General features: G+C 57.2%; 10 protein-coding genes. 6 read left to right on the top strand and 4 right to left on the bottom strand.

Translation table 11 applies throughout. The features are described from left to right. Window positions 1-24 precede the first annotated feature (24 nt). From ilvA to ACP8MI_RS06975, 4 genes are read left to right on the top strand one after another with little or no spacing between them, the layout of a single operon-like run. Window positions 25-1326 carry a threonine ammonia-lyase IlvA gene (gene ilvA, locus ACP8MI_RS06990; protein WP_049149120.1) on the top strand — a complete coding sequence of 434 codons (1302 nt, stop codon included), beginning with the start codon at window positions 25-27 and terminating at the stop codon, window positions 1324-1326. Continuing rightward, window positions 1326-1982: a YigZ family protein gene (locus tag ACP8MI_RS06985; protein WP_239210692.1), complete on the top strand. Its 657-nt coding sequence runs from the start codon at window positions 1326-1328 to the stop codon at window positions 1980-1982. Before ilvA ends, ACP8MI_RS06985 begins: the two co-directional genes overlap by 1 nt. 6 nt (window positions 1983-1988) lie before the next feature. Then, window positions 1989-2225, top strand: a complete 237-nt coding sequence (locus ACP8MI_RS06980; RefSeq protein WP_049168643.1) for a hypothetical protein — start codon at window positions 1989-1991, stop codon at window positions 2223-2225. A 37-nt stretch (window positions 2226-2262) separates the two neighbouring features. Continuing rightward, window positions 2263-2661, top strand: coding sequence for an RNA-binding S4 domain-containing protein (locus ACP8MI_RS06975; protein WP_239210693.1), 399 nt, complete (start codon window positions 2263-2265; stop codon window positions 2659-2661). Window positions 2662-2708: 47 nt separating this feature from the next. Here ACP8MI_RS06975 and ACP8MI_RS06970 read toward each other — a convergent pair whose 3' ends face one another. Both ACP8MI_RS06970 and ACP8MI_RS06965 read right to left on the bottom strand, forming a co-directional pair. Next, the gene (locus ACP8MI_RS06970; protein ID WP_049168644.1) at window positions 2709-3278 is read right to left on the bottom strand and encodes a hypothetical protein; all 570 of its coding nucleotides are present in this window, start codon (window positions 3276-3278) and stop codon (window positions 2709-2711) included. A 212-nt stretch (window positions 3279-3490) separates the two neighbouring features. After that, window positions 3491-6412: an FAD-binding and (Fe-S)-binding domain-containing protein gene (locus ACP8MI_RS06965; RefSeq protein ID WP_284590020.1), complete on the bottom strand. Its 2922-nt coding sequence runs from the start codon at window positions 6410-6412 to the stop codon at window positions 3491-3493. Window positions 6413-6688: 276 nt separating this feature from the next. On the opposite strand from ACP8MI_RS06965, the gene ACP8MI_RS06960 reads away from it, so the two are divergent. Further along, the gene (locus ACP8MI_RS06960) at window positions 6689-9931 is read left to right on the top strand and encodes a DUF6923 family protein (RefSeq protein ID WP_284590019.1); all 3243 of its coding nucleotides are present in this window, start codon (window positions 6689-6691) and stop codon (window positions 9929-9931) included. Between the two features lie 7 nt (window positions 9932-9938). Here ACP8MI_RS06960 and ACP8MI_RS06955 read toward each other — a convergent pair whose 3' ends face one another. Continuing rightward, complete coding sequence (locus ACP8MI_RS06955; protein ID WP_049149107.1) at window positions 9939-10712, bottom strand: glucosamine-6-phosphate deaminase; 774 nt, start codon at window positions 10710-10712, stop codon at window positions 9939-9941. Between the two features lie 80 nt (window positions 10713-10792). Next, a complete protein-coding gene (locus ACP8MI_RS06950) occupies window positions 10793-11977 on the bottom strand; it encodes an N-acetylglucosamine-6-phosphate deacetylase (RefSeq protein WP_239210696.1) in 1185 nt (394 codons plus the stop codon). 154 nt (window positions 11978-12131) lie between these two features. Here ACP8MI_RS06950 and ACP8MI_RS06945 point away from each other — a divergent pair, with 154 nt between their 5' ends. Further along, on the top strand, window positions 12132-13073 hold the full coding sequence (locus ACP8MI_RS06945; protein WP_239210697.1) for a dihydrodipicolinate synthase family protein: 942 nt from the start codon (window positions 12132-12134) through the stop codon (window positions 13071-13073). The last annotated feature ends 3 nt before the right edge of the window (window positions 13074-13076 follow it).

Raw genomic sequence — 13076 nt, 5'->3', positions numbered from 1 at the left:
GTGGGGTGGTTACAATAAGTTGCTATGACGACCTCGCAGACTGCCGCTAGTTCCCCTGCTCATTTCGAGCCCATCCGGGCTGCTGATATTCAGCTTGCGCAGTCGCGAATTTCCAGTGTCATCGCACCCACCCCGCTGCAGTATTGTCCTAGGCTATCTCAGGAAACCGGCGCTGAGGTGTTTCTGAAACGCGAGGACCTGCAGGATGTGCGCTCCTATAAAATCCGGGGCGCCTACTATTCCATCGCGAAACTCAGCCAGGAAGAGCGCGAAGCCGGAATCGTGGCGGCGTCTGCCGGAAACCACGCGCAGGGCGTGGCTTATGCCTGCCGCACCATGGGCATCAAGGGCCGGATTTTCGTGCCGACGAAAACCCCGAAGCAAAAACGCAACCGCATCAAAGTCCACGGTGGCGATGCCATCGAACTCGTGGTCACCGGGGCAAACTTCGACGAAGCGGCAGCTGCTGCCCGCGCGGAAGCCGAAAAACACGGCTCCACCGTCGTCGAGCCATTCGATGCCCGCGATACCATCATCGGCCAGGGAACCGTTGCCGCCGAGATCCTCTCGCAGCTGTCCGCCCGCGGCCACAGCCTGGATACCGTCGTCGTACCCGTCGGCGGCGGTGGACTGTTGTCTGGGATCACCAGCTATTTCGCGGATATGGCACCGCACGCCAGCCTGGTCGGCGCTGAACCGCGTGGTGCTGCCTCCCTGGATGCTGCACTTGAGGCAGGCCAGCCGGTGACGCTGGAAGACGTCGACCCGTTCGTGGACGGTGCCGCAGTCAAACGAATCGGCGCGCACCCGTACCAGGTGATTGCCGCGAACCGGGAGCGTATCCAGAATCTTAAGGTCTCCGAAGGCACGGTGTGTACCGCGCAGCTGAGTTTGTATCAAGACGAAGGCATTATCGCCGAACCGGCCGGTGCGTTGTCGGTGGCCGCATTGGGCCAGATGGATATTGCGCCGGGTTCGGTGGTCGTGTGCATCATCTCTGGCGGTAACAACGACGTGCTGCGCTATGCCGAGATCATGGAACGCAGCTTGGTGGACCGCGGCCTGAAGCACTACTTCCTGGTTAATTTTTTGCAAGAACCAGGACAGCTGCGGCATTTCCTGATGGAAATCCTCGGCCCCGATGATGACATCACATTGTTTGAATACCTCAAGCGCAATAACCGTGAAACCGGTGCGGCACTGGTGGGACTGGAGTTGGGTGCTGCCACGGATCTGGGGCCATTGCTGGAGCGCATGGAGGAATCGTCTATTGACTGCCAGCGTTTGCTGCCGGGCACTGCTGAATATGACTATTTGGTGAAGTAATGGCTGACAACGATCATTGTTATCAATTGCCCGCGGCGGGCCGGTCGTTTCGCGCCGAGATTGAGATCAAGCGTTCGCGGTTTATCGGCATCATTGAGCGTGTGTCCGACGACGAACAGGCACGGGATTTTATTGACCGCGTGCGGGCGGAATTTCCGGACGCCCGGCACCATTGTTCGGCTTATTTGTACCGGGTGGAACAGGCAAACCCGGTGGAGCGTTCTTCTGACGACGGCGAACCAGGCGGGACCGCCGGTAAACCCATCTTGGATGTTGTGCATGGTTCCGGGATGCAGGATCTCGCGTGCGTGGTCGTTCGATATTTCGGTGGTATCAAATTGGGCGCAGGCGGGCTGGTGCATGCGTATTCGCAGACCGCGGGGTTGGCAGTAGAACAGGTGCAACGACGCTGGCGGTGCCTGCGCAATTTGTATACCGTGAGTTTTTCGCATGCCGACGCACAGAAATACGAAGCTGAGTTACGTGCGAAAAATATCACGATCACTGATACGGAATACGGCGCTGATGTCACCTATACCTTGGCGGTGGACCCGGATGGTGTGGAGCAGCTGGAATCCCAGCTGGCGGCGTTGACTTCGGGTGCTGCGCAGTTAGCCGAAGCGGGGACTGCCTGGGTAGAAAAGGCGGTAGACTAGGCAGCCATGAGCATGCAACCAACTTCGCAGAACCCGATTGAGCGGCGCAAGGCGTCCGTGCGTAAATACTCCAAAAACGGTGTGATCAGCGTGGGTGCCGGCATCGGTGGCGGCCTCTTATTCGCGTTTTTGTTTTCTAGTTCGTCGTTCTGGTTGATCTTGGGCTTTATCGTGGCCGTCGTTGGTGGTGTCTACAACTACGGCAAGGTGCGCAAGATCATCAACCACAAAGACCATTACTAAAACGAGCAATACTCAACAAAAGTTTTTTGGCTGTTTTATGACTGCGAAACCCAATGAGCCTTCGGCCGCACCGGTGCGCATCGATGCCTGGTTGTGGTCGACGCGCTTTTTCAAAACCCGTGCTGAAGCTACCAAGGCGGTGAAAGCCGGGCACGTGTTGATTGGTGACAAGGTCGCCAAACCATCATCGCCAGTGGTCCCGGGCCTGCGGATTACCGTGGGGAAAGATGACCGGGAATTTCGCTTAGAAATCAACGCGACGGTATCCAAGCGTGTGGGCGCGAAGCTTGCGGAGCATTGCTATATCGACCATTCGCCACCCGCCCCACCGAAACCACTGCAACCAAGTCTGCCGAAGCGTGATCCAGGGGCGGGACGGCCGACGAAAAAGGAACGCCGCGACATGGAGAAATTTACTGGTAAGCGCCGCGGTTAGGTCGGCGCCAGGGTAGAGCGCACATGGCGCGCAGCGGACGGCCGTGCTCAACATAATTCGGTAGGAAAGCCATGCGCGGCCACCAGCGGAGATTCGCATAGCAGTTCAGGCGGCCCGAAAATCCGGGATACGGCTTGTGTATTTTCTGCTGCCACCCGCAGCCAACCGGTAGCAGCCGGAATGGTGCATTCCGTGACTGCCACCAGTGTTGTGATATCTGGGGCCAGAAAAATCAGGGCATCAGTGCCGAGTAATCGCGCGAGATGATCGTGCATTACCGACAGCAACCGTGGATGCGCCAGCCAGGAGGTCGCGGGCACTGGGTGGGAACGCAACTGAATGCCGGGTGGGGCAGAAGGCCCCAGTAGATCCGCTGCTGGCCGCGTCCAAAATTCGGTGCCCTGCGGAGTATGCGCTGCGCGTAAAACATTATCGGCGGCGATATCCCAGGCGCGGCGCATCGCGATATTGAATTCGGCTAATGCGCGGTGGCTCAGCGTCATCTCATCGACGCTGAGCGTTACAGCGGTGGTACGTGACAAGGGCAGGTGAGCCAAGGAATCACAAAAACCGTCGTCGCTTAATCCGCGCTGGTCTACCCAGGAGGTTGGCCGCATAACAGGCACACACTCGGCTAAAGCAGGAAGGCTGGGCGTCGATGCAGTTGCGGGCGCCGGTGCACTTGGCGCTGACGTAATTGGTGCTGGTGCAACTGGTGAAATGGTCGCTGCCGTCATGGGAATCCTTTCGCTGGAGTGTCACACCATTGGACTCTCACACTCCAGCGCGGGTTCCCAGAAACATCAGCAAATACAGAAGCACCGGCGAGTTACGGCGTCACCACCGGACGCGAGGCCTTTTCTAGCAGCACAGCCACAGAATCAAACTGGTACCCGGCGACGACGTCCAAGCCCATCTCGCAGGTACGGTTCGATGAAACGAAGGCGTCGTAATGCCGAGCATCCAAGCCGGTGCGTTCCTCGCGGGTGGCAGATTCCACCAGCTCCGGGTGCAACAGCCCGCGGTCACCAGCGGTGCCGCAACACATCGCACCGAACGGAACACTAGCCTGTCCCGCACGATTGGCGACGGCAACGAGCGCGTCGGTCTGGCTCATATGCTGGGTAGAACAGGCCGGGTGCACCGCGATGGTGCCCATGTCGTGATGGATCGGCAGATAATCGATGACATCATCATGCAGCCACTCGACGATGTCGATGATGCGTAGCTCGTCGTAAAGCTGCTTCGTCTCGGCATCCAGCACCTCAGGCACACCAGAGAGCAATCCGTGGGTACAGCTGGAAGCGTCAATGATGATCGGTAACGTGCCGCCATCGGACCAGTCGTGGAATTTCCGCACGATCGCGTGCGCCTGGTGGCTAAAGCCATCCTGGTAGCCTTTCGACGACCACGGCGTGCCGCAACAAAAACCGGTGACATCGTCGGGGATCCACAGCGACTGGCCGCTGCGGCGAGCAAGTTCCACCATGGCGCGCGGCAGGTCGACGGATTCGGGATCCGAGCCAGCCGGGCGGCCGAAAATACGGTTCACGCATGCCGGGAAATACACCGCGCTGGCACCGGCACGTTCGGTAGCCGGCAACCGGTCCGCAGCCTGCGGCAATGCGCCCGGCACCGATGGCACCAGATCCGGGTTAATCACATTCCGAGCCACGTTAGCGGCCCAACCAGCGGCCTTTTCGCCAACCTTGTTCGCGCTGATGATGCCCGCCCGGGCCAGTTTCTCCACCACATCCCACTTTTCAGCGGTGGTCAAAGCGACCTTTTCGGCGCGCGGAGTAGTCTGCTTTGCGCGCAGGTTCTTCATCACCGCGCCGGTATCAATGCTGATCGGGCAAGGGATGGCACAAGTGCCGTCGGCAGCACACATATCGACGGCGTCGTACTGGTATTCCTCCTGCAGCTGTTTCAACACCGGCGAGCCGGGGGCCTGGCGCGCCATCTCCCGCCGCAGCACGATGCGCTGGCGTGGGGTCACGGTCGCGTGCCGGGAAGGGCAGACTGGTTCGCAGAAACCACATTCCACGCACGGGTTGATCTCTGCTTCCACGCGCGGGAACGATTTGAAGTTGCGCAGGTGGTTGTCCTCGCGCCAGGTGAGCTTCACATCTGGTGCCAGCATCGCGGTGGGGTCGATGAGCTGCTTGGCTTCCCACATCAGGTTCCAGGCGGTATCGCCCCATTCTTGGCGCACAAATGGAGCCATGTTGATGCCGGTGCCGTGCTCGGCTTTCAACGAGCCGTTGTACTTGTCGATGACCAGATCCGCGAGTTCACGCAGGAATTCGGCGTATTTATCCTTTTCTTTCGGATCATCAAATTCCGGGATGAGGAAGAAGTGCAGGTTGCCGAAGGCAGCATGGCCCATGACCATTTCTGGGTAGCTGTAGCGTGAGAGCAAATGCAGCAGATCGGCAGCAGCCGCACCGATCTGTGCCGGTGGGAAGCACACGTCCTCGGTAATCAGCGCGGATCCCTGCGGCCGGTCTGCTCCTAGCAGGCCGAAAAGCCCGTTGCGGATCGCCCATGCGCCTCGGATGTCTGCATCACTGGTGAAAAATTCCAGTTCGGCGCCCAGCTCGGCGTCGGCAAGCACCTCTTTGACGCGGTCCATGGCGTCGGCAAGCTCGGCATCATCAGCGCCACCGACTTCCAGCAGTAGGGCGGCGGACTCGTCGGAAATATCCGCCCACTCGGCTGGCGCCTGCGCGAAATTCTCCACGGATTTCTTCAGCACCGGAGCCACCAACAGCTCGCAGGCCCACGCGCCGGTCTCCATTAGTGGGGCGACGTAGTTCGCTGCCTGGAAAAGGTCGGGCAGCATCACCCAGGACACGGCCTTCTTCTTCGGCAACGCGACGGTATCGAGCTCGCATTCGGTGAATGCGCCGAAAATGCCTTCGGACCCGACCAACAGACGCATCAGGATGCGTACTGGCTCTTCTTCGTCCAAGAACGCGTCCAGGCGCAGGCCGTTGGTGTTGCGGATAGAAAATTTCTCCCGCAAGTGTGCAACCAGCTGTTCGTCGCTACGGATCTTGTCGCGCAGTTGTAGCAGGCCAGCGTGCAGCTCCGGTTCCTGGGAGCGGAACTTTGCATCACCGGCGTGCGTGTCGACGATCGTGCCTGACGGCAGCACGAATTCCGCCTGGCGGATGCTGTGATAGCTATCGTTTTCCAGCCGGCAGCGCATACCACCGGCGTTGTTAGCGAGCACACCACCGATGGTGCACACCGACGTTGATCCGGGGTCCGGCCCCAGCATGAAACCATTGCGGCCAAGCACCGCCTGGGCATCACCGAGAATCACGCCTGGGCGTGACCATAACACCGTGCCGCCGTCGCGAACCTCCATGCCGGTGAAGTGGGTTTTCAGATCCACCAGTAGATCATCGCCCTGGGCCTGGCCGTTCAGTGAAGTGCCAGCAGAACGGAACGTGATATTGCGGCCATGGTCAGTGGCATAGCGCATCACGCGCGAGAGATCCTGTGTGTGGCGCGGTGCGACGATGACCTGCGGGAGCAAGCGGTACGGGCCGCCATCCGAGGCATAGCGGACGACATCACTAATGCGTGCGTGCACGTTTTCCGGGCCGACGATCGCGCTCATATCGGCGACGAGCTGTTGTTTATCGGCGCGCAGGTGGGAGGTGGGCACGGCATCGCTTTGCGGCGTGGAGTTTTCCGGCCTGCCGTAGCTGCGTGGGTTGGGTGTGAGAAGCTTTTTCATAGCCCATACCTTATATTGTCGGGATCACACGCGTGCGCAGGGTCACGGTAGCGAATTGTGCGAACTTGAGTTCAGTGCTGTGAGACGACAAGAAAAGACCGGGAAAGAATTGTTGAGCACTCTGTGCGTAAGCTGGATATTTGCGGAAAACAGTTGTAGTATCAGGTGACTAAATTAACTAATGTTCTGCCAGCTCTTTGCGCACAGGGGTGCTCTTGCGTTGGACGGTTCATACCCGCTTTCGCGCGGTCTATCACGAAGAGACAGAGTAATAACGTGAAATATATCCCTTGTGTACGATTTCCGGTGTTCGTAGCTATCGTGGTGGCGATAGCTGTATTGGTTATTTCGTTCGTAACGGGTAATTTTGGGCAATTTGCCCGTGCGGATGAAGAATCTAATCAGCCGGCCACACAGGAAACTATCACAGGGCCCGCAGGCGAGACTCTTAAGAATACGGCGCGACCGGCTCCGGGCTCAGCGACACCGACTGAATCTGCGACGTCGGTTACAGAACCTATAGAGGATACTGAACCGTCGGTGTCACGCGAAATGGATCAGACGGTACCTGAGCACATGCCACATGAGGCGTCTGTGCAAGATCTTGAGGAACAGCCGCAGGTTACAGTTACTCGTAACGGGAACGTCGATGAGGTCGTCATTGAACACCCAGTGGATTTTTATGACCATCTTTCGTTAGATAACCTGGTTGGGGTGGTCCGCTCAGGTGCGGGCGAGATTGAGGCGGTAGACAAAGCTGTAACTGACGGTCAAGAGCGTGAGCCCGTTGATTATGCGTTGCGTGCTTCCGCCATTGGCGATTTGATCATCTTTGATGGCAATAAGCTTCATGCAAATCCACCAAAACGCATTGAGTTAACAGTGATGGCGCCATCAGGTGGAGAGTACCGCATTGCGGGTGTTGACGAATTGCCTACTCGTGCAGAATTGGAAGCAGAAGGACTCTTTAGTTCCGAGAATTTAAACCTTGCGGAAGGGGCCCGTTCTGTTGCGCAATGTGAACCATTGGGTAAACAGTCTTCTAGTACCAAAGAGCTACCGTTGTCAGGACGCGGGAATTATGAGAATCATGGGACATCTACTCTTGTAAGGATCAGTGGATTACGCCCAGGCGATAAAATTAATTCGTTAACGATCAAAACTAGTGCGCGATTAAATTCTGGGAGTGCCACAATATTCCGTAACTCTCAGGGTAATTTAACTACGCGTTCATCGTCGGTAACCAATAGCGAGATTAAAGGTCAACTCTCAGCTAATCGCTTTGAAATTAAATTTGTATTACCGACATTTGAAGTAGGTGGGGATGGAACCATTGAAGTTGCTGTCGACACGGGAGCTCGACCAAAACGCTTTTTTAAGTCAGCCATTGTGGGTTTAGTAACTCATTCCGAGGAACTTTACGATAACCCACCCCGTGAATCAGATTTAGCGAAACCACAAGCTAAACGTGACTTAACCCGCGAAGAAAAGACTTCGGGAACCCAGGTCTACGTCAGTACTTCTCTTAACCAACAGGGACAAGGTAGCGGTGACCTCATTCGTACAACCTTGAACTTGCAAGAGCAGGATTCGAAGTCATTCAAAAGGGTTGGCGAAAGTGGATGGATTTATAACGGGCTTGCCTATGATGAACAGGATAACTGGCTATATGCAGTAAGTAACGAGAAGACAGGCGACCAGCAAAACTGCTTTCCGGAGGCTCACTTACTGCAAATAAATCCCCTCAACGGGCAAACCCGGAACTTAGGACCTCTACGGGCCGCGAACGGGGCCGATATATTGGCCGAAGCTGGGGCGAGCGACCGACAGTTATTGAATGCCGGTGTTGTCTACAAAGGACACCTGTTTGTCTCAAATTCATCGACTTCTGGTACTCGGACGATGTATAGGATTCCGTTGCCCTCTGCAGGTCGATTTGTCGCTGGAAAACCAAAGATCGAGAAACTCAATGTTAAATTCTATGCTGAGGACTATGCACAGGTAAAAGGAAACCCAGAATACGCTTGGGGGCTTGTAAGTCGGGAGCCTCTGCGAAAGCAGCAGATTCCTGAAGCGAGGCCCTCTACTGACCAAGATCTAGTCTTGCAACGTGTAGATTTGCGTAACGGCAAATCGCGGTACTTTAAACTATCGGATTCGCAGAGAACGACCCTTGACGGAAGCAAGCTAAAGCAAGTTACAACATGGGGTACGGCGTGGAGCTACGGAAACGGCAATCTTGGATTTGGCCCAGGTGGTGAGGCGCGCGCGGAAAAGAATGGTGTACAAGTTCGGGTGGAGAATCCCGCGAGCAACGACCCCAAGATTCAGGTCGTGCAGTTGCTCACTCAGATCCCGGATTCCTACAACACGGATGCGACAAGTAATGCACTGGCCCTTCCGGATGTAAATAGTGATTTACGGGTCAGCAAAACCCATCTTGCTGGTGAAATCGATGAAAAGTACCGGGCGCAGCTGTATTCCCTGCAAGATGGGGTGCGAAAGACCGTAGAACAAGAAACGGGTACTGCCAGCATCGAAGGCTACCACTTTTGGGCCGTCGAACTTACCAACGTTGGAGAAGCTGCGTCGTCGGGATCAACCGTGTATGAAAAGCTCCCGCAAGTATACGATCCAACGACTGGAGAGTATCGCTGGGAGACCTTTAATAGTGCCGGACAAAAAATCACTACGCCCATTGCTGAACTGAATTATCAGGCGAACGATCCGAGCCGAGGAACGATTCAGTTTGTCTTTGGACGCTTAAACCCTGGGGACACTGTGCGGATGTATATCGCCGCGAGATTCAAAGATGGGCAAAGTGAATGCAAACCTAACCAGGTTGAAGTACTGAACAATGACAAAGACGAAACTCCGAATGATAACCACGATAGTGCGGGCTGCGTCGAGGAAGTTGACTCGAAAGTTGGCTTCGAACTACACAAGGTTGATGCAAGCGATATCGAAAATAGTGTTCCTCCGAAAAAGCTCAGCGGTGGTCAATTTGTCTTGATTGACGGTACGAAAGAAGACGGAAGCTTCACGCAAGAAAATGACATTAACTGGCAAGCCGCGGTGCACCCTGATAACCCTGGAGCACACGCATTAGTTGAGACCGAAGAATCTGGTGTTTACAACACCGAGGATAAGCTCGAGGTTGGCAAATATTATTGGTTGCTGGAGACGCAATCTCCTAAGGATGAGTCCGGAAAGCCCTATAATCTGCTCACGCGGCCAATCTTGTTCCAGCTCACACGTGATAACGACAACAATGTCCAGGCAATGTTCTACGATTCTTCCGCGCGGGGAGCGGAGGGAGACTCGTGGAAAACTAGCTATCCAGTAGCGAATATGTACTCGGACGTGAAATCCAAGGAAAAGTTGACCATCCAATTGGCAAATATCCGGCAAGGAGAAATGCCAAAGACGGGATCATTTGGAATCTGGCCATTCGTGTTGGCAGGACTGCTGACCATATTAGCAGGAGCATATTTGTCACTTCGGCGCCGCGAAGCCTAATACCAGCTTAATACCCCTGGAACGCTGGCTTATTCTGGTCGGCGTACTGGTAGTACTCGCGGAAGGTCAGCTGGGAGGCTGCTTCCTCGTCGATCAGCACCGTCGCGTGCGGGTGCAGCTGCAACGTGGATGCCGGGCACATTGATGACAGCGGGCCTTCGACTGTCGCCGCGATGGCCGCCGCTTTGCTAGCACCCGTGGCCACCAGTAACAGATGCCCGGCGCGGCGGATCGTCGCCAAGCCTTGCGTGAGCACGTGGGTGGGCACCTCGTCGGGGGTGTCGAAAAAGCGTGCGTTGTCCCGGATGGTCTGTGGGTGCAGGGTTTTCAGGCGCGTGACGGAGTTGAGTGAGGAGGTTGGTTCATTGAAACCGATATGCCCATTGCTGCCGATGCCAAGTAGCTGGATCGCGACGTGTTCGCTGGTGATGTGGCGTTCGTAGTCAGCTGCGGCTGCTAGTGGGTCGCCGCTGGTGCCGGATGGGGAAAAGACATCGGCGTCGTTGATGTCTAAGTGTTCGGTGAATTCGCGGCGGATGGTGCGGGCATACGATTGCTCGTGTTGGGGGTCAAGGCCTAAGTATTCGTCGAGCATGAAGACTTTGCAGCCGGCAAAGCTTAAGCCCTCCTGTTGGTGGCGGCGGATGAGTTCTTGGTAGGTCGCGATCGGCGTGGATCCGGTGGCCAGCCCTAATACCGAGCCGTGTTGCGCATAGCCTGCGATGATGTCGGCTGCTTGTGCGGCGACAGCCTCTGGGGTGGGACGAATGAGAATTTCCATGGTGGGTTCCTGGCAGCCTTTCGGTGGTGACAGTGGGCAAAATGGTGATAGCGGCGATAACGGGAAAATCGGGATTGTTTTTAGCGCGGCGAATGCACATCGTGTGCGGTGTGCACTGCGTGGATGGTGCCTTTCGGGGTAATGCCGACTAGTTCGATGGGCTTGCCGACGATGTCGGCGGGGTAGTCCAGTCGCGGTTTGCCGAGCACGGCGCGAGCATTGCTGGAGGTAAAAGCCACTGCTTCTGGCAGGCTATGGCGCCCGGCAAAGCGCGCGAATTGTTCAAACAGGGTGGTAGTACCTCCGGCGATGCTGCCGGTCGTGCCATCGGTGGTGGTGAGCCTGGCGACCCCGGAGCTAACCGTGACAGCAAGCCCGCCGAGCTGATAGCTGCCGTCGGCAAGACCCGCGGCTTCCATGGCATCGGTGATGGCGAAAGCCGATGGGTTGCCACCGGCCATGATCATGTCGACGGTGCCATCGGCTAGGTGCACGCCATCGCCGACGATCTCCAGGTGCGTCTGTCCGGTGCGCGCAGCCGCGATGCAGGCCGCCGCAGGTCCCGGCGCGCGGTGGTGGATGGGCGGCATGGCGTTGAACAGATGTGTTGCCGTGACGGTGACTCCGAGTTCTACTGCGCGAGTAATCACGGCGTGGGTTGTTGCGTACTCCGCGTTGGTGTGCCCCAGTGAGACGATGATGCCGTGGTTTGCGCACAAGTGGAGTAGTTCGTCGGCATGCTCGGTTTCCGGGGCGAAGGTGATTGCTCGGACGGTGTTGTCCGAGGCGTCGATGACGCGGGCAAACAGCGTGGGGTCGCCAGGCATGACTTTCGCCGGGTTCTGCGCGCCGCATTTGCCCGGGTTGATAAACGGGCCTTCCATGTGGATGCCGTCGATCAAGCCTTCGGCAACGAGGGGTTTAAGGCGCTCGGCTTGGCGCGCGAGTTCGTCGCCGGTGGCAGACACCAGGCTGGCCAGCAACGTCGTGGTGCCGTGGGTGCGGTGATACAGCGCGGCGCGACGGCAGTCGTCGGTAGTACCGGAAGGAAAAGCACCGGCATTGCCGCCGTGATTGTGCAGGTCGCTAAAACCAGGCACCCAGGTGATCTCGCCGTGGCCGGGTAATTGCTCGACGGCGGTGACCACCCCGGCTTCGTCGACGGTGATGGCTGCGTTGTCCCATTGCCCACCTGCGGTGACAAGCCGGCCTTCGAGGCGTCGCGGGAGTGCGTGATCCAAGGTGGCGGTAGGCGAGGTGGTCATGATTCTCCTGAACTAGCGACCGGTTGAGATATTGACCGGAGAAATGATTAATTGTGAATTCTACCCCATCTAGACATAAGACGTATGATGTTTACGTACCCGCCCGCGCACACAACGTTTGGACTAGCAACGTCTGGACTGTCAGGAGCTAAAAATGTCAGAAACCATCGCGCCATTCCACGGAGTAGTGCCCCCCATCGTCACCCCGTTTCATGAGGACTTTTCCATTGATACGGATTCGCTACGCGCACAAGTAGAGCGGATGATCAAAGCCGGTATTCACGGTTTGTTCGCCCTGGGCTCTTCTGCCGAGGTGGCATTTTTGACTCGGGAAAACCGGCAAATCGTCTTGGACACCATCATCGACCAAAACGCGGGTCGGCTTCCGGTCGCCGCAGGCGTGATCGACATGACCACCCCGCGCTGCCTAGAACACGTAGCTGATGCGCGTGAACGCGGCGTCGACGCACTGGTGGCCACCGCACCGTTTTATGTACGTACCCACCCAAACGAAATCGAAGAACACTTCCGCCAGATTCACGCCGCAGCACCAGAGCTGAAGCTCTTTGCCTACAACCTGCCGGTCTCGGTCAACGTGGTACTGGAGATCCCCATGTTGATCCGCCTGGCACAAGAAGGCGTGCTGGACGGCATTAAAGACTCCGGCGGCAAAGACGATTACACCCGTGCCGTGGTTGCCGCGCGCAAAGCTGTGCAGCTGGACAACTTCGTGGTGCTTACCGGTTCGGAAATGACCGTGGATTATGCCTACCTGGGCGGCTGCGACGGCGTCGTACCGGGTCTGAGCAACGTCGACCCTTATGCCTACGTAAACCTGCACGAGACCTGCCGGGCAAAAAACTGGGACCAGGCCGTCGAAATCCAAGAGCGCATCAACAAACTCATGGCCGTGGCCTTCGTCGGCGACGGTGCCCGCATGGGTGGGTCCGCAGCCGGGCTGGGCGGATTCAAATCCGCACTGCACCACCTAGGAGTGTTTGCTTCCCCGCGGATGTCGCCGACGCACATGCCGCTCAACGACGACGAACACGCACGCGTTGCTGCCATCGTTGATGAATTCGGCCACGGGGTGTAGGTG

Source organism: Corynebacterium sp. LaCa_70, from assembly GCF_058182015.1.
Note: the sequence above shows the minus strand (reverse complement) of the source record. Positions and strands in the feature narration are given on the sequence as shown.

Bases quoted from the DNA above. Each gene is read 5' to 3' on its own strand.
- ilvA (WP_049149120.1), top strand. From the start codon at position 25: ATGACGACCTCGCAGACTGCCGCTAGTTCCCCTGCTCATTTCGAGCCC.
- ACP8MI_RS06985 (WP_239210692.1), top strand. From the start codon at position 1,326: ATGGCTGACAACGATCATTGTTATCAATTGCCCGCGGCGGGCCGGTCG.
- ACP8MI_RS06980 (WP_049168643.1), top strand. From the start codon at position 1,989: ATGAGCATGCAACCAACTTCGCAGAACCCGATTGAGCGGCGCAAGGCG.
- ACP8MI_RS06975 (WP_239210693.1), top strand. From the start codon at position 2,263: ATGACTGCGAAACCCAATGAGCCTTCGGCCGCACCGGTGCGCATCGAT.
- ACP8MI_RS06970 (WP_049168644.1), bottom strand. From the start codon at position 3,278: ATGCGGCCAACCTCCTGGGTAGACCAGCGCGGATTAAGCGACGACGGT.
- ACP8MI_RS06965 (WP_284590020.1), bottom strand. From the start codon at position 6,412: ATGAAAAAGCTTCTCACACCCAACCCACGCAGCTACGGCAGGCCGGAA.
- ACP8MI_RS06955 (WP_049149107.1), bottom strand. From the start codon at position 10,712: ATGGAAATTCTCATTCGTCCCACCCCAGAGGCTGTCGCCGCACAAGCA.
- ACP8MI_RS06950 (WP_239210696.1), bottom strand. From the start codon at position 11,977: ATGACCACCTCGCCTACCGCCACCTTGGATCACGCACTCCCGCGACGC.
- ACP8MI_RS06945 (WP_239210697.1), top strand. From the start codon at position 12,132: ATGTCAGAAACCATCGCGCCATTCCACGGAGTAGTGCCCCCCATCGTC.